Genomic DNA, 23,663 nt, shown 5'->3' on the forward strand with positions numbered 1-23,663 from the left:
AGTGTTCTTGCCGATGTCGATACCCAGAAGCGTCACGGTATTCATGAGAGATCCTCCTTCGGTAAAGAGAGCGCCCCGGCAAGTTTAGACTCGCCGAGGTTCTCGCCGGGCTGACCATCTCATTAAGGCTTCGCCCCGGCGTACGGCGCCTCGCTAATGCTCCGCGTTCCCTCGCTACGGTGTCCATCAGGGGGCATCGCCTACGGCCTGCTTCGCGACGACCTCCTCTCGATGTGTGCGGCTTCGCCGCACGGCGCTACGCGCCTAACCCCCTGATGAACACCTCCGCTCGGCCTGCCGAAGGGGCGAGAGATCAAAAGCAGGATCAACATCACAAGCCAAAGCAAGATCAAAAGATGGCAGCATTCGGCAGCTCAGGGGAAACGCGTGCGCTGGAAATCAGGCCGGCCGGTAGGCCGCCGTGCTTTTGATCTTGATGCACCGCCCCATCGAGAGGCCGAGTGGAGGTTCTGCGCAGTGGGCAACCCGGCATGGATGCCGGGTTAGCCGCCCCCGGCCATGGATGGCCGATGGCGGCGGGCCCACGGAGCAGGACCGGAGCGAGGGCATGCCGAGCCTAAGCGAGGCACCGAACGACAGGGGCATGAACCCTTTGGTTACTTTGGGGTTCTTTTCCAAAGTGACTCGCTGTAAAAGCGAAACCACCAGTCGCCATGACCGAAGAAACGGATATGCCCCCGATCAAATAACCCGCCCTGCCAAATAGCAAACGCCCCGAACAAAGTCAGGGCGCTTTATCAAAAAATCGGAGCGATTACTTCTCGGCGCGTTCTTTCAGGGCTTTCAAGGTATTGAACGGCGCATCAACCACAAACTTGTTGGCCACCATCGGCGGTATGCTACCGCCCGGCTCGGTGTGCACCTGATACGTCACTTCGATCTGATCGCCCTTGGGTACGAACTTCCAGAAACCATCGACCTTGGTAACCCGAACGAAGCCTTTTTCTTCGGGAAGGTACTTCGGTACGCCTTCGAGCTTGCGAGTCAGACTGCCGTCAGCACCCTCGATGGTGGTGACATGCAACACGGAGTCACGCGCAGTTACCGGCCAAGGAGTATTGAACTGGGTGTAGGTCCAGTTTTGATCGCCTTCGTGCTTGAGCAACTTCTGGGTTTTGCAGTCGTGAATCCAGGCGCAAGCGCCTGACACGTCTTCCTGCAAAGCGCGCAGTTTGGCGATAGTAGTCTTCATCAGGGTGACGCCCTGGTAAGCCTTGTAATCGGAGCCAGCCACTTCACTCAAGGAAACCTTGATGCCGTCTTCGTTCTTGGCAACTTTCCAGTCTTCTGCCTGAGCGGCCGTGGAAGCCAGCAAAACCGTCAAACCACACAGCACAGCCATACGTTGCAGCGAACCCATAGTCTTATTCCTTATTGTTGAAGATCCGTTCGTTGAACACATCACGCCGCCGTCATTTGCTCCCACCAACCCAGCAATTTGATCGCTTCGTCACTGCTGCTTCCGCAGACTTCGATGTCGGCTTCAAACGCCGAACACACTGCAGGACGTTCCGGTTTGCCGAAAATGCCGCACAGGTTATCGACAGAGAGTTGTACGCAACGTTCTCCGGCGGGCTTGCCATTGGGCATGCCGGGAATCGGTGAACTGATGGAAGGGGCAATGCAACAGGCGCCACAGCCTTCACGGCATTTCATGACGACGAGCTCCTCGACGGGCGATGTGTTAAAGGACGTGGCACAGAGTAACCGCTAAAACGCTTGTTTAAAATTGTCTCGACCCGGGTTTTTTCGCTTAAACGAGCGTGACTGACCAGTCTCCGACAAAGCGTCTGGCCAGCGGGTCACGGACGGGAAGAAATTATCGTTTGAACTCGAATTCCAGAGCTGCGCCTTCAACTTCACGGCGCTCTTCGTTGCGCAGTTGCAACTTCATTTCGTTGCTGATCAGCCTTCCGTTGAGCTGAAACGGACCAGCCTTCTCACCAAACATTTGCGGCAATAGTGCATCGTGCCGGGGCAACGCTACCGTGCCGATCGGTTTCAGCTCCTCGGCCATTTCTTGGGGCAGGCTTAAATCCAGGTCGGCCGAAGGAAGCTTGGTTTTCACGATCTCACTGGCGGCTTTGGACTTGGAGGCAATCGGCGGTCGCTTTTTAACCTTGGCCACTGTCTTTTTGACCGGCGCGGCTTTCTTGATCTGTGCCGGTTTTTTCGACGTGGCGCTGGCTGCCGGTTTTTCTGTAACAGAAGCCGCCAAGACGCCTTCGGCCTGGAAGGTTATCAGCAGGCAGATCGATAGCCAGACGGCGGAAAAAATCGGCTTCATGGACCCAACGGTACAAACGGCAGGAGCCATATGCTCGCCTGTTGCAGGCGACATGACAAGCTCGGGCAGGAATATCCTGCCCGCCCCCTCAAAAGCCGCCGACCATCTCCTGACAGAGCTGGGTGGCAAGCATGCCCAGGGTCATCAACGCACGCTCGGCTTCACGGTTCCAGGGTATGCCGCAGTTCAGCCGAATGCAGTGATTGAACTGCTCGGTGTTACTGAAAATCAGCCCCGGCGCGATGCTGATGCCCTGCTGCAACGCACGAACGTGCAGCTCCTGCGTGTTGACCCGTCCCGGCAGGCTGACCCACAGAATGAAGCCGCCGGTCGGCCGGGTCATCTGCGTGCCTTCAGGGAAGTATTGCTGGACTGCCAACTGGAAGGCGCTGAGGTTCTTGCGGTATTCCTGGCGGATGTAGCGCAAATGTCGATCGTAGCCGCCGTTCTCCAGGTACGCCGCAATGCCCATCTGCGTGACGCTGCAGGCCGAATGGGTGCTGAAGGTCTGCAAACGCTGGATTTCCTGCTGGTACTTACCGGCAATCATCCAGCCGATCCGCACGCCCGGCGACAGGGTTTTGGAGAAGCTTGAGCAATAGATCACCCGATCCAGCCGATCGTAGGCTTTAAGTGATTTGGTGCGCCCCTGCTCGAACATCAGTTCGCCGTAGATATCGTCTTCGACAATCTGGATATCGAAATCCGAGGCCAGGCGCAGCAGTTGCTTCTGCCGCTCTTCGGGCATGGTGCCGCCCAATGGATTGCTCAGACGAGTGGTCAGCACCAGCGCCTTGATCGACCACTGGTTGGCCGCCAGCTGCAGGGCTTCGAGGCTCATACCGGTGGCCGGATCGCTCGGGATCTCGATGACCTTGAGGCCCAGCAGGTCAGCCAGTTGCAGCAAACCGTAGTAGGTCGGCGACTCGGCGGCGATCAGATCGCCCGGGCGAGTCAGCACACGCAGGGACATCTGCAACGCATCGACGCAGCCGTGGGTAATTACCACTTCCGACGGATCGACCACCACGCCGGCATCGCGCATGCGGATCGCCACTTGTCGGCGCAACGGTTCGAAACCCGGGCTGAACATGTAGCTGAACGCCCGCGGGCTATGGAAACGGGTGACTTTGGCCAGTTGCTGATGCAGCGCCCGCACCGGCAGATAATCAACGCTCGGTACGGCTGCCCCCAAGGGAAACACACCCTCGCGGCGGGATTCGACCAGAACTTGTTGGATGATGCTGCTGCGAGTGACCAGACCTGGACGCTCGACCCGGGCGATGTCCGGTGTCGGCGCGGTCAGGGCCGGGGTCTGGTGCACGTAGTAACCCGACTGCGGCCGAGCGCGGATCAGCCCTTGATCTTCGAGGTTGGCGTAAGCCTGCAACACCGTCGCATGGCTGACGTTGAGCTGCGAGCTCATCTTGCGCACCGAAGGCACGCGCTCCCCCGGTTGATAGACGCCACGGCGGATGTCTTCGGCCAGTTGTTGAGCAATACGTTGGTAGAGCAAGAGATTGGTCATGACGCAGCACTCGATTTCACGGGCATTTTATTCTTGTGTGAAACAATACCGGAACAGTTTAGAAGTGTACTGGGACAGTTGCCACAATAGTCGACCGTACAGTGCAGTGTCAGCAAAAACTGTACTGTTTTGTGAGTTGATTAGCAGGCGTAAAAAAACCCGGCGCTGACGAGCAGGCCGGGTTTTCCAGTGACGCAGCCCTTAACGGGCAGCGCCGAGCTGGCCTTTTTCGTCAGAGAACACAATTTCCACCCGACGGTTCTGTGCACGTCCCCGTTCGGAGGCGTTCACATCGACCGGATATTCATCACCGTAGCCTTCGACCTGAATACGTTTATCGTCGATGCCCAGATCCATCAGCACGTCCGCCACCGATTGCGCACGGTCACGGGACAGCTTGAGGTTTTCCTGCTTGCCGCCTGTACTGTCGGCGTAGCCTTCGATTCGCACCACGCGCTTGGGGTTGAGCTGCAGGAACTGCACGATCTTCAACACCACGCGGTTCGCCGAGTTTTTCAACTCCGCTTCGCCCGTGTCAAACAGCACGTCGCCCAGGGTCATCACCAGGCCACGGTCGGTCTGGGTGGTCGCCAGCGCGACAATCTGTTCTTCGAGCCACTTGCCCTGCTGCTGCACGCTGAGCAGTTTGGATTCGCGCAGGGCCAGTTGCAGGCGCTGACGCTCCAGTTCGAGCTTCGCCGCACGTTCTTCGTTGAGCACCTGGTTGGTGTGTTCGCGCGCGATTTCGCTATAGCGCTCACTCAGGTAAGCGTAATGCAGCACGTCCGATCCACTGCCCCAATAACTGGACAGACGATCGGCACGGGCCAGCGACTCACCGGCGCGAATCACGTCCTTGGGCGCGATTCGCAGCACGTTGGAATCTTCCTTGACCTTCTGGAAGTCAGTACTGGCCTGCTGCAACGCGGCCTCGCTGTGCTGACCGGCACAACCATAAAGGCTGGCGTAGCCTGCCAGGATCAAACCGCCCATGACTTTGGTCTTGAGGCTCATTGGGCATCTCCCAGTTGCTTGCGCAGGCGAGTGATGCGGGTATTAAGCACGTTCAACTGCTCCTCGCTCTTGAGGGTCAGAACCCGGGCTTCGGCCAGACGCGCGTCCAGCTCGGCCTGCTCGGCCCGCATCCGCGCGTTCTTGAAGGATTGGTCGTTCATGCTGCCCTTGGCGCGGTTGAACTTGTCTTCGGCCAGTTTCATTTCCGGCACGTCGGCGGCGGTGGCGCCCACGGCCTTGGCCTGTTCGAGTGCCTGTTCGGTCAGACGCATTTGTTCATTCGGCGCCGGATCGGCTGCACAACCCGCCAGAGCCAGAACGGCCAGGGCAGCGAAAAGAGGTCGAATACTCACTAAAAATCCCTACTGTTTTGGGGTACTGACGGGTTGTTGCTGCGGTTGTGAGAGCTGCGCCTTCCAGCGCTCGATATTGCGTTGCAGCACGGCTTCCGTCAGTCCGGACGCGGGCAATTCTGTCATCTTTTTGGCCAGCTGTCCGCGCAACCACGGATCGTTGCAGGCGGAGTTGTGGGAAACCGCGAGGAACAGGCCGGGTTTGTCGATCGGTTGTGGACGGGCGATCAGGTCGTTGGCCAGGTTAAGTGTCTGCGCAGCCGCCATTCCCGAGTAGCGTCCGGCAAGGACAAACTCCACCTCGCCCAGCAGCAATTTCTGAAAGGCCTGGGTCAGGTTAGGTGTACGTACGAGGGTCAATTGCTGCTCGGCGAACACGCCAAATGCCGGGGTCATACGAGACTTTTCCGACAACGCGCCGGGATGACCGTGAAGGTCATGCGCTTCGTTGTAGATCAGCGTCGAGTCTTTGCGGGTCCAGACCAGGTAATCGTTTTCCAGTAACGGCGGATGAATGTAATCCAGAGTGTCCAGTTCGCTGACCGTCAATGACGCATCCGCCAGCATGTCCATTCGCCCACTGCGCACTTCGTCCAGAGCCTGAGAGCGTTTGCCGGCGTAAAGCAGTTGGACCTTGATCCCCAACTCCCCCGCCACTTGCTGCAACAGGTCGGCACTGGCGCCGATCAGGTGCTTGGGGTTTTGCGGGTCTTGCCACAGGTACGGCGGCGCATCCGGGCTGCCGGTCACCACCAGGCGCTCGCACTTGCCCGCGGCGACGGACAGCGCCGGCAATACCGTCAGACCCAGCAGCAATGACCAGCCGTAAACGCGGCGCAGATCCATGGCGACACTCTCCCACTCAAATCCGGAACAAAAAAAAGCCCGACCAAAAGGTCGGGCTCTTTATAAGTCAGGCCGCTGGATTAGACCAGCTTCTCGAACTCAGGGATTGCTTCGAACAGGTCCGCCACCAGGCCGTAATCGGCCACCTGGAAGATCGGCGCTTCTTCGTCCTTGTTGATCGCAACGATCACTTTGGAGTCTTTCATGCCGGCCAGGTGCTGGATCGCGCCGGAGATACCGACGGCGATGTACAGCTGTGGAGCAACGATCTTGCCGGTCTGACCGACCTGCATATCGTTGGGTACGAAACCTGCGTCGACCGCGGCGCGGGAAGCACCGACGGCAGCGCCCAGCTTGTCAGCCAGGGCGTACAGGTGTTTGAAGTTGTCGCCGTTCTGCATGCCGCGACCGCCGGAAACGACGATCTTGGCAGCGGTCAGTTCTGGACGATCGGACTTGGCCAGTTCTTCACCGACGAAGCTGGAAATACCAGCATCGTGAGCAGCTGCAACGGCTTCAACAGCCGCCGAACCACCTTCAGCAGCGACCGGGTCGAAACCGGTAGCACGCACGGTGATCACTTTGACCGCAGCGTTCGATTGAACGGTTGCAATGGCGTTACCGGCGTAGATCGGGCGCTTGAAAGTGTCAGCGCTTTCGACCGAGATGATCTCGGAGATCTGATCAACGTCCAGCTGAGCGGCAACGCGCGGCAGGATGTTTTTGCCGTTGGAAGTCGCGGCAGCCAGGATGTGGCTGTAGCCCTTGCCCAACTCGGCAACCAGCGGCGCAACGTTTTCCGGCAGTTGGTGAGTGTAGGCGGCGTTATCGGCCACCAGCACTTTAGCCACGCCAGCGATTTTCGCAGCGGCTTCAGCCACGGCGCCAGCGCCCTGGCCTGCAACCAGAACGTGGATGTCACCACCGATTTTGACGGCGGCAGCCACGGTGTTCAGCGTGGCCGGGGCCAGCACTTTGTTGTCGTGTTCAGCAATAACCAAGATAGTCATTTAGATTACCTTCGCTTCGTTTTTCAGTTTCTCGACCAGTTCAGCCACCGACTTGACCTTGATACCCGCGCTGCGTGCAGCTGGCGCTTCGACTTTCACGGTCTTGTTGGTGGAGGCGGTGGAAACGCCCAAAGCGTCCGGAGTCAGCACTTCGAGAGGCTTCTTCTTGGCTTTCATGATGTTTGGCAGGGACGCGTAGCGCGGCTCGTTCAAACGCAGGTCGGTGGTGACGATGGCCGGCAGTTTCAGGGAAACTGTCTGCGCGCCGCCGTCGACTTCGCGAGTCACGGCAACGGTGTCGCCGCTGATTTCGACTTTGGACGCGAACGTGCCCTGACCGTAGCCGCTCAATGCAGCGAGCATCTGGCCCGTCTGGTTGTTATCGCTGTCGATGGCTTGTTTGCCAAGGATCACCAGCTGAGGCTGTTCCTTGTCGACAACAGCCTTGAGCAGCTTGGCAACGGCCAGCGAAGTCAGGTCTTCAGCGGATTCGACGAGGATGGCGCGGTCGGCACCCAGAGCCAGCGCGGTGCGCAGTTGCTCTTGAGCGGTGGACGGGCCGACAGAGACGACGACGATTTCAGTCGCAACACCTTTCTCTTTCAGGCGTACGGCTTCTTCCACTGCGATTTCGCAGAACGGGTTCATCGACATCTTGACGTTGGCGAGGTCGACGCCGGAATTGTCCGCCTTGACGCGAACCTTGACGTTGTAATCCACAACGCGTTTGACAGCTACAAGAACCTTCATGGATTCCTCGTTACTCTCCGGTGAAAAGAAAGTCGCCTAGGCGAACCTGGCGGTTTGATGCTCATCGGCGCAAGGGCACCTCTAAAAACGCTGGCAAAGGTGTCAAGTGACAAGCGCTCACGATGAAGATGACCGTTCGTCAGTGGTGACTGACGAGTCATTCATTATCGCGGCGTGTAAACTGCGCGCCAGAACCTGCGCTACGCATCACCTTGTACTGCCATCGCCCTGTCTTTAGAGGTGCTCTTGAAACCAACAGTCAGCCTACGGCGAGCGCAAAACCGACCGTATCTTGACCGGAACGCCTATTCCGGTCAATACGGCAAAATGGCCAGTCATAAGCCGCGTGACTTTGATTTCTCTGGCTTTGAGCCGATTCAAACAAACGTTTGTATTGGACGCTAGGAGTGGTGTAGATATAATGCGCCACCTTAGAGAGAAAGGTGGCTCATCGATTGTCCTCTTCCTGCATTGCGCAGGAATTCATGGATGCGACACCAAACCTCCAATTAGAAAAAAAACTGTTGAGCCTTGAGTAGGAGATAACCTGTGGAACGCGAATACATGGAATTCGACGTGGTCATCGTCGGTGCCGGCCCCGCTGGTCTTTCCGCCGCCTGCCGACTGAAGCAGAAGGCCGCCGAAGCCGGTAAGGAAATCAGCGTCTGCGTGGTCGAAAAAGGCTCCGAAGTGGGTGCTCACATCCTGTCCGGTGCCGTGTTCGAACCACGCGCCTTGAACGAATTGTTTCCGGACTGGAAAGAACTCGGCGCCCCGCTGAATACACCAGTCACACGCGATGACATCTTCGTTCTCAAGAACGCCGACAGCGCGCAGAAGATTCCTGACCTCTTTGTGCCCAAGACCATGCACAACGAAGGCAACTACATCATCTCCCTGGGCAACCTGTGCCGCTGGCTGGCCCAGCAGGCCGAGAACCTGGGCGTGGAAATCTACCCAGGCTTCGCCGCTCAGGAAGCGCTGTTCGACGAGAACGGCGTGGTTCGCGGGATCATCACCGGCGATCTGGGCGTTGACCGCGAAGGCAATCCGAAAGAAGGCCTGTACACCCCAGGCATGGAACTGCGCGGCAAGTACACGCTGTTCGCCGAAGGCTGCCGTGGCCACATCGGCAAGCAGCTGATCAAGCGCTTCAACCTCGACAGCGATGCCGACGCCCAGCACTACGGTATCGGCCTGAAAGAAATCTGGGAAATCGACCCGGCCAAGCATCAACCAGGCCTGGTGGTCCACACCGCCGGCTGGCCGCTGGACATCATGGGCACCGAGAACACCGGCGGCTCGTTCCTCTATCACCTGGAAAACAACCAGGTCGTAGTCGGTCTGATCGTCGATCTTTCCTACAGCAACACCTACCTGTCGCCATTCGACGAGTTCCAGCGCCTCAAGCATCACCCGGTACTCAAGCAGTACCTGGAAGGCGGCAAGCGCATCAGCTACGGCGCTCGCGCTATCTCCAAAGGTGGCCTGAACTCGCTGCCGAAAATGGTCTTCAAGGGCGGCGCGCTGATCGGTTGCGACCTCGGCACCCTGAACTTCGCCAAGATCAAAGGCAGCCACACCGCGATGAAGTCCGGCATGCTCGCCGCTGAATCCGTGGCCGAGGCGCTGTTCGCTGAAAAGGACGGCACCGAAGAGCTGACCACTTACGTCGACGCGTTCAAGAAGAGCTGGCTCTACGACGAACTGTTCGCCAGCCGCAACTTCGGCCCGGCGATCCACAAGTTCGGCGCCATCGTCGGCGGCGGTTTCAACTGGCTCGACCAGAACATCTTCGGCGGCAAACTGCCGTTCACCTTGCACGACACCAAGCCGGATTACGCTTGCCTCAAGCTTGCGGCCGACTGCAAGAAGATCGACTACCCGAAACCAGACGGCAAGATCAGCTTCGACAAACTCAGCTCGGTGTTCATCTCCGGTACCAACCATGAAGAAGAGCAGCCGTGCCACCTGAAGTTGACCGACCCAAGCATCCCGATCGCCAAGAACCTGCCACTCTACGATGAGCCTGCCCAGCGTTACTGCCCGGCCGGCGTGTACGAAGTGGTGACCATGGAAAACGGTGAGAAGCGCTTCCAGATCAACGCCCAGAACTGCGTTCACTGCAAGACCTGCGACATCAAGGACCCTGCACAGAACATCACCTGGGTGGCGCCGGAAGGCTCTGGCGGCCCGACTTACCCGAACATGTAAGTCGAACGGCTGAACATCAAGGCTCCCGAACGGGGGCCTTTTTGTTGCCCGCGATTCCTGTCAGGCCGCGCGCTCATCACCGGGATTACGCTCGAAGTAGCGCTTGTACTCGCGACTGAACTGCGACGTACTTTGATACCCGACCCGATGCGCCACTTGCGCCACGCCCAACCCCTCGCCCAGCAGTAACTGCTGGGCCCTGAGCAAACGCAAACGCTTCAAATACTGCACCGGTGACAACAAAGTGCTGCGTTTGAAATGCTCGTGAAACGTCGACGCACTCATGTTTGCGCAACCGGCCAGGATCTCGACGTTCAAGGGTTCGGTGTAATGCGCATGCAGATGGCTGAGCGACGCCGCGATCCGGGCGAATTGTCCCTGTTGTTCAACCAGCGCACGCAACACATCGGCTTGCGGCCCGCGCAAGGCGACGAACAACAACTCGCGCAATCGCGCCTGCCCCATAACCTGGCATTCCAACGGATCGTGCAGGCAACGCAACAGCCGCTCCACGCAACCACGCATCCCATCGTCGAGCACTGCCGAGGTCATCGATTCGGGTGTCTGCGCAGGAATATTGCGCCCCGGCGCCAGCCCCATGGCCAAGACCAACTCACCGAGCAATACCCGGTCAATGGCGATGGAAACGCCCAGCATCGGCCCATCCGGCGCTGAAAACGTTTCGCACTCGAACGGCACCGGCAGTGCCTGAATCAGATAATGCCCGGCGCCGTATTCCAGCGTACGCGGCCCCAAATACGCCAGTTTGCTGCCCTGGGCGATGATGACCAGACTCGGCTCATAAATCTGCGGGCCGCGAGCCACATCACAACTGGCCCGCAAAACCTGCACACCCGGCAACGCAGTGGGCGCGAAACCATCGCGATTAGTCAAAGGCTGAATCAGCGAAACCAGCGTGGCATTGGCATCGAGATGACGGGTCAACAACATGAGGGCTCTTCACAGAAAAAGTCGCGAAAATCGGGATGAAAGCATCATCGCAGGTCTGATGGCCAATGCGATCCATTGAAGGCTGATGCCGGAGGATTAGGCATGACACCCGGAGGAATCGCCATGGCCGGTGGCCGGTGCGGCGCCCAGAATGCGCCACCTCACCCGTCACAGCTTTTGCGAGGTTCCTCATGTACACCGCCATCGGATACGCCGCCCAGTCGGCCACCACTCCCCTCGCCCCCATGAAATTCGAGCGCCGCAGCCCACGGGCCGACGACGTCGCGATCGATATTCTCTACTGCGGCGTCTGCCATTCCGACATCCATCAGGCACGCAACGAGTGGGGCATTGCCGTTTACCCACTGATGCCCGGCCACGAGATCGTAGGCAAAGTTACCGCCATCGGTGCGAACGTCACCCAGCACAAAGTCGGCGATCTGGTTGGCGTCGGTTGCATGGTTGATTCCTGCCGCAGCTGCGAAGCCTGCCAATCGAACCTCGAGCAATACTGCCTCGAAGGTCCGACCATGACCTACGCCACCCCGGACCGCGTCGATGGCAGCAACACCATGGGCGGTTATTCCGACAGCATCGTGGTCAGCGAACACTTCGTGGTGCGCATCCCGGAAAAACTCGACCCGGCCAGCGCCGCGCCGATCCTCTGTGCCGGCATCACCACCTATTCGCCGCTCAAGCACTACGGCGTGAAGGCAGGCGACAAGGTCGGGATTCTCGGCATGGGCGGCCTCGGCCACATGGGCATCAAGTTCGCCAAGGCGATGGGCGCGGAAGTCACGCTGTTCACCCGCTCGGCGAGCAAGGCTGAAGAAGGTCGTCGCCAGGGTGCGGACCACGTGATCGTGTCCACCGATGCCGAACAGATGAAGGCGGCTGCGGGCCAATTCGACTTCCTGCTGGACACCATTCCGGTGCAGCATGACCTCAATCCCTACCTCGATACGCTACGTTTCGACGGCGTGCACATTCTGGTGGGCTTGATCGAACCGATCGATCCACCGGTCCACGCCGCCAAACTGGTATTGGGCCGTCGCGTATTGGCCGGCTCGCTGATCGGCGGCATCGCCGAAACCCAGGAGGTGCTGGATTTCTGCGCCGAGCACAACATCACCTGCGACATCGAAATGCTCGACATTCGCCAGATCAACGAGGCTTACGCCCGCATGATCGCGGGTGACGTGAAGTACCGCTTCGTGATCGATATGGCAACGCTAAAGATTTAAACCTTCAAGCCTAGCTCCGCCGAAAGCCGAGCCGTGACCCCTTTGATCAGGGGAATCAGCTCGGCCATTTTCTCCAGCGGCATGTACGGCACGGTGCTGGCGATGCTGATACCGGCAACGATGCGCTTGCTGGCATCGCGGATCGGCGCCGCCACACAGCGGATCGACGGTTCGTTGTCTTCCAGATCGAACGCATAACCGCCCGCCACATACTCGACCATGCGCTGCTGAAACTGCTCCCAGGACTGCTCCGGGTGCTGCGGCCAGAACTGATTTTTCCCACCCGCCGGCAAGCTGACTTCGTACAGCCGCTGCCATTCTTCCTGCGGGTCATCGAGCATCAGCGCCTTGCCGATCCCGGTACGCGCCAACGGCATGCGATGGCCCACCCGCGAACGCATTTCCGGGCCATTGCGCCCCGGATTCTTGTGCAGGTACAGCACCTCGTCGCCTTCGCGAATCGCCAGGTGAATGGTGTCGCCAGTCAACGCCGACAACTCATCCAGATACGGCCCGGCCAATGTGACCAGCGGCAATTCTTCGCGCGCCTGGAAACCCAACTCGATCAGCTTTGGTCCCAACAAATAACCGACTTGCGGCACCACCCGCAGGTAACGCTCGTCCACCAGGCAACTGGCCAGACGATGGGTGGTGCTGCGCGTGGTGCCGATCAGTCGGGCGATTTCCTTGAGATCGCGGGCACCACTGGCCACGGCCTGAACCACACCCAAGCCACGAAGCAGTGTCTGGGTGCCGGTCGGTGCGGCGTCCTTGGCGATTTTTGGGGCGTCTTCCTGCATATCCAGCCTTTACCGTTGAGCGAGTGAACGGGCGGCATTATGGTCGCCCGCATGCCGCAACTACAACTTGATACGCTCGACTTTGCCGACCAGCAAGATGTAGGAAAGCGCGCCAATCAACGCCAGAACCGAGATATAGGTGATCGCCGGGGCAAACGAATCACCGGTGGCGAGGAAACCGATGACGATCGGCGTGGTAATCGCCGACAGGTTGCCGATGAAGTTGAACACCCCGCCGGTCAACCCGAGCAATCGCGCCGGGGCCAACGTTGAAACCAGCGACCAGGTGATCGACGCGAGCCCGTTACCGAAGAACGCCAACGCGAGGAAGGCAATCACCAGCGGTGTCGACTCGACGAAGTTGGCACCAATGATCGAAGTGGAAATCAGCAGGCCGCCAATGATCGGCAACTTGCGGGCGAAACCCACGGTGTAGCCGCGACGGATCAGCCAGTCGGAGAAGAACCCCGAACAGAGCACACCGACGAAGGCGGCGAGAAACGGCAGCGACGCCAACAGGCCGGACTTGATGAAATCCATGCCGCGATATTTCACCAGGTAGGTCGGGAACCACGTCAGAAAAAACCACAACGTCGAGTTGAGGCAGAACTGACCGAGGTAGATGCCCCACAACTTGCGTTTGGTCAGCACGATGCCGAGATCGGTCCAGCTGAACTTGGCTTTGACCTTGGCTTGTTCAGCCTGGATATCCACCAGCCCGCCACCTTCGCGGATCAAGTCGATTTCAGCGTCATTGGCGCCTTTGAAATCCCGTGGCTCGCGATACACCGCGTACCAGATGACCGCCCAGAGAATGCCCACCGCACCGGTGCTGACAAACACCATGTGCCAGCCATATTGATGCTGCAGCCAGGCCAATACCGGCGTCAGGAACGCCAGACCGACGAATTGCCCGGACGTGTAGAAACCGATGGCTGTGGCGCGCTCGCGCTCGGGGAACCAGGTGGTGACCACACGGCTGTTGATCGGGTACGCCGGTGCTTCCAGTGCACCGACCGCCATGCGCAATACGAACAGTGCGATGAAGCTGGCAGCGAAGCCAAGCATGACGGTGGCAATCGACCAGAGCAGCAGCGCGACGCTGTAAAGGATGCGCGGCGGAACCCGATCCACCAGCCAGCCGCCGGGGATTTGCATGGCTGCGTAGGTCCAGCCGAATGCCGAGAAAATCAGCCCGACGTGGATTGGATCGATGCCCAGTTCGCTGGTGAGTGCCGGGGCGGCGATGGACAGGTTGCTGCGGTCCAGGTAGTTGATCACCACGGTGATAAACAGCAGCACCATGATGAAAAAACGCTTGCGACTGGGCGTCACCAACGACGCCTGCCCGGTGAGGGTTTGCGGTTGCATGGGGAATGCCTCTTCTTATGTTTATTGAGGTCGATGTGAAATCGGGGGGTTGCCGTAAATCTTCCTGTCCATGGAGATCTAGTGTGGGAGCGGGCTTGCTCGCGAAGTCGGCGGCACAGGCAACATCTTCGCTGACAGACAGACCGCTTTCGCGAGCAAGTCGAATCGTCGCACCGCCGCTCCCACAGGGGATTTGCGGTGGATTAAAGATCGATCACCACTCGGCAAAACTGCCATCGGCATGGCGCCAGATCGGGTTGCGCCAGCGGTGGCCGACGGCCGCGCGTTCGATCACGTATTCCTCGTTGATCTCGATCCCCAGGCCCGGGCCATTCGGGATTTTCACGAAGCCTTTGTCGTAGTCGAACACCCGCGGATCCTTGACGTAATCCAGCAGGTCATTGCTCTCGTTGTAATGAATGCCCAGGCTCTGTTCCTGGATGAACGCGTTGTAGCAAACCGCGTCCAGTTGCAGACACGCCGCCAATGCAATCGGGCCCAACGGGCAGTGCAGCGCCAGCGCCACGTCGTAGGCTTCGGCCATGTTGGCGATCTTGCGGGTTTCGGTGATACCGCCAGCATGAGACGCGTCCGGCTGAATGATGTCGACGTAACCTTCGCTGAGCACACGCTTGAAATCCCAGCGCGAGAACAGCCGCTCACCGAGGGCAATCGGGGTGCTGGTCAGCGGCGCCAGTTCTTTCAGCGCTTCGTAGTTTTCGCTGAGCACCGGCTCTTCGATGAACATCAGTTTGTACGGGTCGAGTTCCTTCATCAGCACCTTGGCCATGGGCTTGTGCACCCGGCCATGGAAGTCGACGCCGATGCCGACGTTCGGCCCCACCGCATCGCGCACGGCGGCGACGTTGGCCAGGGCCAGGTCGACTTTTTCGAAGGAATCGAGGAATTGCAGCTCTTCGGTGCCGTTCATTTTGACTGCAGTGAAACCACGCTCGACGGCTTCCTTCGCAGCGCGAGCGGTGTCCGCCGGCCGGTCGCCGCCGATCCACGAATAGACGCGAATCTTGTCCCGCACCTGCCCGCCGAGCAGATCGCTGACCGACACCCCCAGGGCCTTGCCCTTGATGTCCCACAACGCCTGATCGATACCGGCCAGCGCACTCATGTGGATCGCGCCGCCCCGGTAGAAGCCGCCGCGGTAAAGCACGGTCCAGATGTCTTCGATGTTGCGTGGGTCTTTGCCGATCAGGTAGTCGGACAATTCTTCAACAGCGGCGGCGACAGTGTGAGCGCGGCCCTCGACCACGGGTTCGCCCCAGCCGGTCACGCCCTCGTCGGTTTCGACCTTGAGGAAGCACCAGCGCGGCGGAACTATGAAGGTGGTCAGTTTGGTGATTTTCATCTTTTACTCTCTTTTTATAAGTGCAGCTCTTATAGATGTAGCGCTCGCAGCGCCAAAAAGTCTTAGCGAAGGGCTTTCCAGGCAGCCACGTAGGCCTTGGCGTTAAGCGCCACTTCATCTGGGGTCATGCCCGGTTTGAACAACCCGGAACCGAGGCCGAAACCTTTGACGCCAGCGTCGATAAACACCTGCATGTTGTCCGGCGTGATTCCGCCGACCGGCGCCAGAATCGTTCCCTCAGGCAGCACCGCGAGCCAGGCTTTGACGACTGCCGGGCCCATCTGCTCGGCCGGGAACATCTTCAGCACGTCAGCCCCTTCGGCCAGTGCAGCGAAGGCCTCAGTCGGCGTGGCCACACCCGGCGACAGGAACAACCCCGCCGCTTTCGCTGCGCGCAACACCTTGGCATCGCTGTGCGGCATGACAATCACCTGACCGCCCGCCGCTTTCACTTGCTCGACCTGCTCCGGCGTCAGCACCGTGCCGGCACCGATCAGGCAATCGGCGGGCAAAGTACTGCGCAGGATGCGGATACTTTCGTACGGCTCAGGGGAATTGAGCGGCACTTCGATGACGCGAAATCCGGCGGCGTAAAGGACTTCGCCGATGGCTGCCGCTTCTTGCGGGCGCAGGCCACGCAAAATCGCGATCAGACCGTTTTGCGCCAATGCTTGCTTGAGCATGTCAGACCTCCAGTCAGGTTTAACGGGATGAGTGTGGTTTGATCAGTCCGGCGGCAACCGCCAACTGCCACAAGCCGCGTTCGGTGGCTTGTTCGGCCAGGGTCACCCGGGCAAAACCACAGGCGTCGAGCGCCCGGCTGTAGCGGGCACAGAGTTGGGAGTTTCCGATGAGGATGATCGCCGGCAGATGAACGCTGTTGCGTCGGCGTCGCTGAACACTCGCCAACGCTGACAGCTCATGGCCGATCAACAGACCGGACAAGTAATCCGGTTGGGCGGTGGCGCTGAGTTCGCCAGTCAACCCGAGGCTGCGGGCACTGAACAATGTCGACAACGGCCCGATCTCGCCATCCGCCGACAAGGCCACTTGCACACCACGATCAAAGGCGTGGCCATCGAAGGACGCACCCTTTTGCTGGGTGCGCCCCAGAATGCTGTGCTCGCTGAGCACGGCAAAGACTTCGCCGGTCATGAAGGTATCGAAATGCACGATGCAGCCGTCGGCCACTTCCACCCACTTCGAATGACTGCCCGGCAGGCCGATCAACAGATCGTTGCCCGCCTCGCCCGGCAGATTGTGCAGCACGCCGAGCACTTGGGTTTCTTCGCCGCGCATCACGTTTGGCAAACGAGACCGCTGAATCACGCCCGGCACGATGTGCACATCGACACCGCGAAGACTGCGAACCGTTTGTAGGGAGATTCCGAGATTGGCGACGTTCGCCGGCGTATCGCGGTAAGCCGCTTCACGCCAACCTTGTGCGCTGCCGACCATGCCGCAAGCAATCACCGGCAAATCGGGCTGCGCGTCGAGCCAGTCACCGCAGGCCTCGTCAAAGGCCAGTTCAAAACCGTCGGCACATTCCTGACCCGCGATCATTCGCGGCGTCCTGGGCAGTTGCATGATTCCCGACGACAGCGAACGCTGTTCGAGCACCTGGCCACCCGCGGCGAGTTTGTAAGCACGTAATGAGGTTGTCCCCCAATCGAGCGCGATCAATTGCGCCAGCATCGCTTCACCTGTTTTGTTTATTGGCAGTGAGTGAGCTGGACTATAAACCCGAAAGTATCAAAATCTCAACATATAAATATCACTCCCACATATTGGGACAAAGTCAAAAAAAGATCGCAGCTTTCGGCAGCTCCTACGGATAGGAGTAGGAGCTGCCGAAGGCTGCGATCTTTAATAGACGTCGGTGCGATCTAGCCCTCGGCAAACTCCCGCAACACCGCCCCATCCATCCGATACCGCACCCACTCTTCCTGCGGCTGCGCACCCAATGACTTGTAGAATTCGATCGCCGGTTTGTTCCAGTCCAGCACGCTCCACTCAAAGCGACCGCAATCATTGGCGCAGGCGATTTTCGCCAGGTGACGCAGCAAGGTTTTACCCGCCCCGCCGCCACGCTGATCAGGGGTGATGTAGAGGTCTTCGAGGTAAAGGCAGTTGCTGCCCAGCCACGTGGAATAGCTGAAGAAGAACACCGCAAATCCGATTGGCGAGCCATCGCGCAAACAGATCAGGCCGTGGGCGGTGGCGCCTTCGCTGAACAGGCTGCGCTCGATGTCGGCGACGCTGGCGATGACTTCGTGGCGGGCACGTTCGTAGTCGGCCAGTTCGGTGATGAACCCGAGGATTTGCGGTGCATCGCTCGGGGTCGCCGGGCGGATCTCGATCGTCATGGACGTGCCTTCGTCAAAAGTTGAAAACGCCATACTAAGTCGGCGAGCGGCGCTCGTCACACTGGAAATTCAAAGCTGATCCATGGAGCATGTCGCTGCAAAAGGCGTTTTCACTTAACAGGATGTTTATGAACACCAATGGTTTCGCACCACTGCAACTCCTCGCTGCGCAACTGCTGCCCCACGCGCTGGAACCTTCAGAGGACGGCGCCCACGATCTGTCGCACTTGCAGCGGGTCTGGCACAACGTGCGTACGCTTCACGCTGAAGAAGGTGGCGATCTTGAGGTGCTGCTGGCGTCAGTGCTGTTGCACGATTGCGTGGCGGTAGAGAAGAACTCGCCGCTGCGTTCTCAGGCGTCGCGGTTGGCCGCCGAGAAGGCATCGAAATTGTTGGCGGACATGGCCTGGCCAGACGCAAAAGTCAGTGCAGTTGCCCATGCCATCGAAGCACACAGTTTTTCCGCCAACATCGCGCCGACCACGCTCGAAGCGAAAATCATGCAGGACGCCGACCGTCTCGACTCCCTGGGCATGCTCGGCGTGGCGCGCACCTTTTACATCGCCGGACGTATGGGTAGCGCGTTGTACGATCCAGAGGATCCTGAGGCGAAGGACCGGGAGTACGATGACAAACGTTTTTGCCTCGACCATTTCCAGACCAAGCTGCTGCACCTGGCGGACGGATTCCAGACAACCACCGGCCAGCGTCTGGCACAGACTCGCCACGAACGGTTGAAGAGCTTCATGGAGCTGTTCAAGGAAGAAATAGGCATCTGATAAATGCTTTACTCCGGCCAGCGCTAACCCTGAAATCGATAACCACATACCTGACATCGACGCCTTGCGTGATAGATAGATAAAGCTCTCTTCTATCGGGTCAAGGAACCGCGTCATGCCTAGCGCAACACCCCAAGTCTCAAGCAGGTTGTTCGGCCTGTTTTGCCTGGCCAGCTATCTGCTGTCGCTGTCCTATGGCTCGACCTTTTTGCTGTCGTTGTTGATCGGTTCCCGCGGCGGCAACGAGCACGATGCCGGCAGTGTGATTTCGGCGGCGATGCTCAGTACGTTTGCAGCGGTGATCGTCTCTGGGCACTTGTCCGACTTGCTCGGCGCGGCGCGCTCGATTGCGCTGTTCGGCATTCTGTTGGTGGCCGCCAGCCTGGGCTTCGCCTTGGCGCCAGGCTTCGGCAATCTGCTGTTGTTTTTCGGACTCTTGCTGGGGCTGGGTTGGGGCGTGTTCTACACCCTCGGTCCGATCATTGTGGCCAGTCTGGTAACGCCCGCCCAACGCGCGAAATACTTTGCGCTGTTGTCGGGCAGCATGATGACCGGGATCGGCAGCGGTCCATTGTTGGGCCGCGCTGCCAGTGCCCTCGGCTATCCGATCACCGCGGCGTTTTACCTTGCGGCGCTGGCCAGCCTGATCGGCGTGTTGCTGTTCTGGCGGCTGGATTCGCAGCTGAAAAAAGCGCCGGCCCACTCGGCAGCGGTGTCGCGAATTTCCTGGCGTGCAGCGGCGCAAGTGCTGTCGTCCAAAGCGGTATTCCCGATCATCATGGTCGGGCTTGGCGGTTGCGTTTTCGGCGGTCTGTCGAGTTTTCAAACCAGCTACGCCACCGCGCGTTCACTCGACTATTCACTGTTCTTCCTCGGCTTCATGAGCGCAGCGATCAGCAGCCGCATGCTGATCGCCGGTTTCGTGGTCAAGCGCGACCCGTTCCGGGCGTCCTGCCTGTTGTCGGGCTTGATGATGGGCTCGATCCTGATGTTCGCTTTTGTGGTCGACGACGGGTTCAGCTACGTGCTGGCGGCGGTGATGCTCGGGGTCGGTTACGGTCTGACCTATTCGGTGATCAACGGCCTGGCGGCCAACGAGGCACCGCACGGCACCACCGCGCAATCCTTGCTGCTGTTCAGCCTGTCCTATTTCATCGGCGTGTTTGGCTTTCCGTTGCTGGCCGGGAAAATCATCGTGGAACAGGGGATGGCAACGCTGTTGCTCACGGTATTGGCGGTTGCTGTGCTGAATTGGCTGATCAGTGTCGGTCGTCTGATCTGGCGTCGGGCCGTTACCGTCAAAGCCTTGCAGCAGGCCTAGACCGTTCGTCGTTCATCAGGCACCAATCCAAATCGGGGGCGGACCAATATCAGATAAGGACTCTAATTAAATGGACCTATCCACATCCATGAAGAGGTAACCATGAACGCCGATAAAAACCTTGAGAAAGAAGTCCTGACCCGTCTGCTGCATGCCCATCCAAGCGGTTTGGGCAAAGAGGTCCTGGACAATTACCGGGGGGAGAGAGTCGTGGCCAGCACCCTCGCCACGCTGCAGGATCGTGGATTGATCCAGCATGGTCATGTGATCTGCAACGAAGCGGGTGAGCATTCATTGAGTTTGCCGATCAGACTCAGTGCCGCTGGGGTGGAGGCGGCGCGCAAGCTGGACGTTTAACCGTGTAGGCGCTTGCCGCAGGTTGCGATCTTTTGCCTTTGGCTTCTCAACGATCAAAAGATCACAGCCTGCGGCAGCTCCTACGGATACCCACCTCAAGCAAGGAGAAATTCCATGCCTCGTGGAAGCAAAGACAAATACACCGCCGAGCAGAAACGCAAGGCCGAACACATCGAAGAGAGCTACGAGCACAAGGGTGTCTCGAAAGAAGAAGCCGAAGCCCGGGCCTGGGCGACTGTGAACAAGCAGTCGGGTGGCGGTGAACGCAAGGGTGGTTCGGGACGCAAGAAACCGGCGAGTGCCAAGTCGCAAGATCGCCAGGAATCAGCTCGTCGTGCGGTGGCCAGCCGCGAAGGTCATTCGCGAAACAGCAAGGCTTCGCGCGAGACCCAGACCGTCGACAGTTTGATGAAAGAAGCCCGGGCGAAGAAGATTCCGGGACGGTCGAGCATGCGTAAGCAAGAGTTGATCGAGGCGTTGCGCAAGGCTGGGTAAGGTCAGGATTTGTGTTGAATTGGATGCCGCCTTCGCGAGCAAGCCCGCTCCCACATTGGTTTTGTATACGACTCAGATCCAGTGTGGGAGCGGGCTTGCTCGCGAAGGCGATAGATCAAGCGGTAAAGGTCTTGCGGATTAACTCATCCACCTCGCTAGTCCCCGGCGAAGTCGCCGGCCCCCATCGAGTGACCGCCAACGCAGCCGCCGCATTAGCCCGCCGCGCCGCCTCACTCGCCGACAATCCTTGCGCCAACCCGGCCACAAATACCCCGGCATGCGCATCCCCCGCGCCATTGCTGTCCACCGCCTCAACCTTGAAACCCGGCACATGCTGGCGGTCTCCACGCTGGCTGATCCAGCACCCTTGCGGGCCGTCACGAACCACCATCAACACGTCAGCCGGCAGATGATCGGCCAACCGGTTCAACGCCTCGCCAATGTCCGATGCACCGGTAAACTTCAACGCCTCGACACTGTTGCTGGTCCACAGATCGATGCGCGCCAGCAAGGCTTGCATCAACGGCTCATCCGGCGAATCCACCAGCGGGCCCGGATCGAACACCACGTTGATCCCTCGCGGCAAATCCAGCACCCAATCCACCAACGCCTGGGCCTTGCCGCCATGCAGCAGGCTGTAGCCGCTGACGTAGACATAGTCCCCCGCCTCGGCCGGCACGCTGGCCAGATCCTCGGCAGTCAGCTCACCTTCGGCACCGATATAGGAAATGAAACTGCGTTCGGCTGACGCTTCGGTCAACGCGACGCACAATCCCGTATCCCGTTCGGCGCGGTGAGTGATGCCGATCCGAATGCCTTCAGCCTTCATCGCCTCACGGGCAAGATCACCGAAACGCCCGGTTCCGTGACGCCCGAGATAGACAACCGGCAAGCCATTACGCTGGGCGGCAGCCATCACATTAAAGCCGCCGCCAGCCTCGAAACTGGCGGATTGCGCCAGCACGTCGCCGCCCGAATGCGGCAGTTTATCCACGGCCATGACCAGGTCGATCATGACCTGGCCGGTGTGCAGCAATCTAGGCATGAGCGTTCTCGGTCAACGCGGCGCGGCGATCCTTGGCGCCACCGAGTACAAAATAAATACCACCGGCCACCAGGAACGTCACGATCCAGCCGAGGCCGTTATGGCCCAACCAGGAGTCGGACAGAAAACCACGGAACCACACGGTTTGTTCGGTCGTACCGATGGTGGTGAAGCTGAAGCCCAGCACGATCGCCATCGCCCATGCACCAAAGGCGCGCCACTCGACACCGCCGCTGTACCAGTAAGCACTGCTCGGGCTGACGTCCAGCAGGTCTTTGGGGCTGTAGTAATGACGGTGAATCAAGTCGACGACAAAGATCCCGACCCACGCGGTGATCGGCACGGCCAGCAGCGAAATGAAGGTAATGAACGGGCCGTAGAAACTGTCGGCGATCAGCATGAAATAAATCGAACCGGCGAAGATCGCGACGATGTCCACCACCACCGCGTAGACGCGTTTGACCTTCAAACCGAGGGTCAGCGTGGTCAAACCGGCGGAGTACACCGACAGGTTGTTCGACAGCAGCAACCCGCCAAACGCGGTGATCAGGTACGGCACGGCCATCCAGGTCGGCAGCATGTCGCGGATCGCGATGATCGGGTCGGTGGCGGAGGCCAGGTCATTGTTGCCCACCGACAGCAGGCCGCCGAGGGTGATCAGCAGCACCAGCGGAATCCCCGCACCAAACGCTGCCGACGCCACCAGGCGCGCGGCTTTGACGCTGCGGTGCTGGTAGCGCGACATGTCGGCACCAGCGTTGGCCCAACCGATCCCGGTGCCAGCGGCCATGGTGCCGACGCCGATGATCATTGCGCTAAGCGGTGCCGGTGTGGCATTGAACACCGCGCTCCAGTCGATGGTGGCGCAGAGGAAGCCGCCGACCAGGATGTTCAGCGCACCGAATACGTAAGTTGCCCACTTCTGGATCACCAGCAAGGTGGCGTGACCGAGGCCCGACACCGACAGGGTCAGCAGTACGAAAATCGCAATGAAGATCAACGTCAGCACGGGTGCGCTTTTGGCTTCCACCGGCGAGCCGAACAGGATCGAGCACAGCGACAGCAACACGAACGCGGCGGTGGTGGTGTTGACGGTTTCCCAGCCCAGACGCGACATCAGCGAGACCAGGGTCGGACCGATGTTGCCGCGTACACCGAAGATCGCTCGCGACAACGTCAGGCTCGGGGCGCGACCACGGCGACCGGCAATGGAGATGATCCCGACCACCGCGAAGGAACCGGCAGCCCCCAGGATCGCGACGATGATTGCCTGCCAGATCGCCAAGCCGCGAAAGGCTACAAGGGTCGCGCCCAGCGGCAGGCCGAGGATGGAGATGTTGGCAGCAAACCAGACCCAGAACAGTTGCAGCGGATGACCGTTGCACTCCGCTTCCGGTACCGGTTCGATGCCACGGGTTTCCAGTTGCCCGGCGCTTTGCCCGGCGTTTGTTGAACTCATGTGAAATGCTCCTGTTGCCTTTGTTGTGGTTGTGGGCAATTGCGGAAGTCGACATAACATCCCGGCGATCCTGGCCGTGTTTGTGCTTT

Annotated in this window: 24 protein-coding genes; 6 read left to right on the top strand and 18 right to left on the bottom strand. The window is 59.4% G+C overall.

What is annotated here, in order from left to right; all coding sequences use genetic code 11:
- Positions 1-775: 775 nt before the first annotated feature.
- The 9 genes from KGB23_RS16755 to KGB23_RS16795 form a co-directional block, all read right to left on the bottom strand.
- On the bottom strand, positions 776-1,381 hold the full coding sequence (locus tag KGB23_RS16755) for an START domain-containing protein (protein WP_223431877.1): 606 nt from the start codon (positions 1,379-1,381) through the stop codon (positions 776-778).
- 41 nt (positions 1,382-1,422) lie between these two features.
- Entirely contained in the window at positions 1,423-1,677 is a 255-nt protein-coding gene (locus KGB23_RS16760; RefSeq protein WP_056745406.1) for a YkgJ family cysteine cluster protein, read from the bottom strand.
- 163 nt (positions 1,678-1,840) lie between these two features.
- Entirely contained in the window at positions 1,841-2,308 is a 468-nt protein-coding gene (locus KGB23_RS16765; protein ID WP_223431941.1) for a translation initiation factor 2, read from the bottom strand.
- An 88-nt stretch (positions 2,309-2,396) separates the two neighbouring features.
- Positions 2,397-3,836, bottom strand: coding sequence for a PLP-dependent aminotransferase family protein (locus tag KGB23_RS16770; RefSeq protein WP_150657027.1), 1,440 nt, complete (start codon positions 3,834-3,836; stop codon positions 2,397-2,399).
- A 201-nt stretch (positions 3,837-4,037) separates the two neighbouring features.
- A complete protein-coding gene (locus KGB23_RS16775; protein ID WP_223431878.1) occupies positions 4,038-4,850 on the bottom strand; it encodes an OmpA family protein in 813 nt (270 codons plus the stop codon).
- Entirely contained in the window at positions 4,847-5,203 is a 357-nt protein-coding gene (locus tag KGB23_RS16780) for a DUF4398 domain-containing protein (RefSeq protein ID WP_008147008.1), read from the bottom strand. The genes KGB23_RS16775 and KGB23_RS16780 overlap by 4 nt, the downstream gene beginning before the upstream one ends.
- A 9-nt stretch (positions 5,204-5,212) precedes the next feature.
- Positions 5,213-6,049: a substrate-binding periplasmic protein gene (locus KGB23_RS16785; RefSeq protein WP_223431879.1), complete on the bottom strand. Its 837-nt coding sequence runs from the start codon at positions 6,047-6,049 to the stop codon at positions 5,213-5,215.
- 80 nt (positions 6,050-6,129) lie between these two features.
- Positions 6,130-7,059 carry an electron transfer flavoprotein subunit alpha/FixB family protein gene (locus KGB23_RS16790; RefSeq protein WP_123364825.1) on the bottom strand — a complete coding sequence of 310 codons (930 nt, stop codon included), beginning with the start codon at positions 7,057-7,059 and terminating at the stop codon, positions 6,130-6,132.
- On the bottom strand, positions 7,060-7,809 hold the full coding sequence (locus tag KGB23_RS16795) for an electron transfer flavoprotein subunit beta/FixA family protein (protein WP_140676162.1): 750 nt from the start codon (positions 7,807-7,809) through the stop codon (positions 7,060-7,062).
- 549 nt (positions 7,810-8,358) lie between these two features.
- Here KGB23_RS16795 and KGB23_RS16800 point away from each other — a divergent pair.
- A complete protein-coding gene (locus tag KGB23_RS16800) occupies positions 8,359-10,023 on the top strand; it encodes an electron transfer flavoprotein-ubiquinone oxidoreductase (protein ID WP_223431880.1) in 1,665 nt (554 codons plus the stop codon).
- Between the two features lie 60 nt (positions 10,024-10,083).
- Here KGB23_RS16800 and KGB23_RS16805 read toward each other — a convergent pair whose 3' ends face one another.
- The gene (locus KGB23_RS16805; RefSeq protein ID WP_223431881.1) at positions 10,084-10,974 is read right to left on the bottom strand and encodes an AraC family transcriptional regulator; all 891 of its coding nucleotides are present in this window, start codon (positions 10,972-10,974) and stop codon (positions 10,084-10,086) included.
- Between the two features lie 191 nt (positions 10,975-11,165).
- On the opposite strand from KGB23_RS16805, the gene KGB23_RS16810 reads away from it, so the two are divergent.
- Entirely contained in the window at positions 11,166-12,218 is a 1,053-nt protein-coding gene (locus KGB23_RS16810; protein ID WP_223431882.1) for an NAD(P)-dependent alcohol dehydrogenase, read from the top strand.
- Here KGB23_RS16810 and KGB23_RS16815 read toward each other — a convergent pair.
- From KGB23_RS16815 to KGB23_RS16840, 6 genes are all read right to left on the bottom strand, one after another.
- Positions 12,215-13,018 (bottom strand): IclR family transcriptional regulator, encoded by an 804-nt coding sequence (locus tag KGB23_RS16815; RefSeq protein ID WP_223431883.1) that lies wholly within the window; start codon positions 13,016-13,018, stop codon positions 12,215-12,217. The genes KGB23_RS16810 and KGB23_RS16815 overlap by 4 nt on opposite strands.
- A 60-nt stretch (positions 13,019-13,078) precedes the next feature.
- On the bottom strand, positions 13,079-14,389 hold the full coding sequence (locus tag KGB23_RS16820; RefSeq protein WP_149629305.1) for an MFS transporter: 1,311 nt from the start codon (positions 14,387-14,389) through the stop codon (positions 13,079-13,081).
- Positions 14,390-14,603: 214 nt separating this feature from the next.
- A complete protein-coding gene (gene dgoD, locus KGB23_RS16825; RefSeq protein WP_008152275.1) occupies positions 14,604-15,752 on the bottom strand; it encodes a galactonate dehydratase in 1,149 nt (382 codons plus the stop codon).
- Between the two features lie 62 nt (positions 15,753-15,814).
- Positions 15,815-16,435, bottom strand: a complete 621-nt coding sequence (locus KGB23_RS16830; protein WP_223431884.1) for a 2-dehydro-3-deoxy-6-phosphogalactonate aldolase — start codon at positions 16,433-16,435, stop codon at positions 15,815-15,817.
- A 19-nt stretch (positions 16,436-16,454) separates the two neighbouring features.
- Positions 16,455-17,447 (bottom strand): 2-dehydro-3-deoxygalactonokinase, encoded by a 993-nt coding sequence (locus KGB23_RS16835; protein ID WP_223431885.1) that lies wholly within the window; start codon positions 17,445-17,447, stop codon positions 16,455-16,457.
- A 191-nt stretch (positions 17,448-17,638) separates the two neighbouring features.
- Positions 17,639-18,118, bottom strand: a complete 480-nt coding sequence (locus tag KGB23_RS16840; RefSeq protein ID WP_150657035.1) for a GNAT family N-acetyltransferase — start codon at positions 18,116-18,118, stop codon at positions 17,639-17,641.
- 128 nt (positions 18,119-18,246) lie between these two features.
- Here KGB23_RS16840 and KGB23_RS16845 point away from each other — a divergent pair, with 128 nt between their 5' ends.
- The 4 genes from KGB23_RS16845 to KGB23_RS16860 all read left to right on the top strand — a co-directional run bounded on the left by KGB23_RS16845 (position 18,247) and on the right by KGB23_RS16860 (position 21,070).
- On the top strand, positions 18,247-18,897 hold the full coding sequence (locus KGB23_RS16845; RefSeq protein ID WP_223431886.1) for an HD domain-containing protein: 651 nt from the start codon (positions 18,247-18,249) through the stop codon (positions 18,895-18,897).
- Between the two features lie 115 nt (positions 18,898-19,012).
- The gene (locus KGB23_RS16850) at positions 19,013-20,218 is read left to right on the top strand and encodes an MFS transporter (protein WP_223431887.1); all 1,206 of its coding nucleotides are present in this window, start codon (positions 19,013-19,015) and stop codon (positions 20,216-20,218) included.
- 102 nt (positions 20,219-20,320) lie between these two features.
- Positions 20,321-20,575 (top strand): hypothetical protein, encoded by a 255-nt coding sequence (locus KGB23_RS16855; protein ID WP_223431888.1) that lies wholly within the window; start codon positions 20,321-20,323, stop codon positions 20,573-20,575.
- A gap of 114 nt (positions 20,576-20,689) precedes the next feature.
- On the top strand, positions 20,690-21,070 hold the full coding sequence (locus tag KGB23_RS16860) for a Rho termination factor N-terminal domain-containing protein (RefSeq protein ID WP_150657039.1): 381 nt from the start codon (positions 20,690-20,692) through the stop codon (positions 21,068-21,070).
- 115 nt (positions 21,071-21,185) lie between these two features.
- Here KGB23_RS16860 and KGB23_RS16865 read toward each other — a convergent pair whose 3' ends face one another.
- The gene (locus KGB23_RS16865) at positions 21,186-22,115 is read right to left on the bottom strand and encodes a PfkB family carbohydrate kinase (protein WP_223431889.1); all 930 of its coding nucleotides are present in this window, start codon (positions 22,113-22,115) and stop codon (positions 21,186-21,188) included.
- On the bottom strand, positions 22,108-23,574 hold the full coding sequence (locus tag KGB23_RS16870; RefSeq protein ID WP_223431890.1) for a purine-cytosine permease family protein: 1,467 nt from the start codon (positions 23,572-23,574) through the stop codon (positions 22,108-22,110). Before KGB23_RS16870 ends, KGB23_RS16865 begins: the two co-directional genes overlap by 8 nt.
- Positions 23,575-23,663: the final 89 nt, after the last annotated feature.

The organism is Pseudomonas sp. GL-B-26 (assembly GCF_019947405.1).
Taxonomy (GTDB): Bacteria; Pseudomonadota; Gammaproteobacteria; order Pseudomonadales; family Pseudomonadaceae; genus Aquipseudomonas.

Excerpts from the sequence above, each read along its gene's own strand:
- KGB23_RS16765 (WP_223431941.1), bottom strand. The coding sequence starts at position 2,308 with ATGAAGCCGATTTTTTCCGCCGTCTGGCTATCGATCTGCCTGCTGATA.
- KGB23_RS16845 (WP_223431886.1), top strand. The coding sequence starts at position 18,247 with ATGAACACCAATGGTTTCGCACCACTGCAACTCCTCGCTGCGCAACTG.
- KGB23_RS16865 (WP_223431889.1), bottom strand. The coding sequence starts at position 22,115 with ATGCCTAGATTGCTGCACACCGGCCAGGTCATGATCGACCTGGTCATG.
- dgoD (WP_008152275.1), bottom strand. The coding sequence starts at position 15,752 with ATGAAAATCACCAAACTGACCACCTTCATAGTTCCGCCGCGCTGGTGC.
- KGB23_RS16850 (WP_223431887.1), top strand. The coding sequence starts at position 19,013 with ATGCCTAGCGCAACACCCCAAGTCTCAAGCAGGTTGTTCGGCCTGTTT.
- KGB23_RS16815 (WP_223431883.1), bottom strand. The coding sequence starts at position 13,018 with ATGCAGGAAGACGCCCCAAAAATCGCCAAGGACGCCGCACCGACCGGC.
- KGB23_RS16790 (WP_123364825.1), bottom strand. The coding sequence starts at position 7,059 with ATGACTATCTTGGTTATTGCTGAACACGACAACAAAGTGCTGGCCCCG.
- KGB23_RS16840 (WP_150657035.1), bottom strand. The coding sequence starts at position 18,118 with ATGACGATCGAGATCCGCCCGGCGACCCCGAGCGATGCACCGCAAATC.
- KGB23_RS16810 (WP_223431882.1), top strand. The coding sequence starts at position 11,166 with ATGTACACCGCCATCGGATACGCCGCCCAGTCGGCCACCACTCCCCTC.
- KGB23_RS16805 (WP_223431881.1), bottom strand. The coding sequence starts at position 10,974 with ATGTTGTTGACCCGTCATCTCGATGCCAATGCCACGCTGGTTTCGCTG.
- KGB23_RS16770 (WP_150657027.1), bottom strand. The coding sequence starts at position 3,836 with ATGACCAATCTCTTGCTCTACCAACGTATTGCTCAACAACTGGCCGAA.
- KGB23_RS16820 (WP_149629305.1), bottom strand. The coding sequence starts at position 14,389 with ATGCAACCGCAAACCCTCACCGGGCAGGCGTCGTTGGTGACGCCCAGT.
- KGB23_RS16860 (WP_150657039.1), top strand. The coding sequence starts at position 20,690 with ATGCCTCGTGGAAGCAAAGACAAATACACCGCCGAGCAGAAACGCAAG.
- KGB23_RS16775 (WP_223431878.1), bottom strand. The coding sequence starts at position 4,850 with ATGAGCCTCAAGACCAAAGTCATGGGCGGTTTGATCCTGGCAGGCTAC.
- KGB23_RS16785 (WP_223431879.1), bottom strand. The coding sequence starts at position 6,049 with ATGGATCTGCGCCGCGTTTACGGCTGGTCATTGCTGCTGGGTCTGACG.
- KGB23_RS16760 (WP_056745406.1), bottom strand. The coding sequence starts at position 1,677 with ATGAAATGCCGTGAAGGCTGTGGCGCCTGTTGCATTGCCCCTTCCATC.
- KGB23_RS16855 (WP_223431888.1), top strand. The coding sequence starts at position 20,321 with ATGAACGCCGATAAAAACCTTGAGAAAGAAGTCCTGACCCGTCTGCTG.
- KGB23_RS16755 (WP_223431877.1), bottom strand. The coding sequence starts at position 1,381 with ATGGGTTCGCTGCAACGTATGGCTGTGCTGTGTGGTTTGACGGTTTTG.
- KGB23_RS16830 (WP_223431884.1), bottom strand. The coding sequence starts at position 16,435 with ATGCTCAAGCAAGCATTGGCGCAAAACGGTCTGATCGCGATTTTGCGT.
- KGB23_RS16795 (WP_140676162.1), bottom strand. The coding sequence starts at position 7,809 with ATGAAGGTTCTTGTAGCTGTCAAACGCGTTGTGGATTACAACGTCAAG.
- KGB23_RS16835 (WP_223431885.1), bottom strand. The coding sequence starts at position 17,447 with ATGCTGGCGCAATTGATCGCGCTCGATTGGGGGACAACCTCATTACGT.
- KGB23_RS16870 (WP_223431890.1), bottom strand. The coding sequence starts at position 23,574 with ATGAGTTCAACAAACGCCGGGCAAAGCGCCGGGCAACTGGAAACCCGT.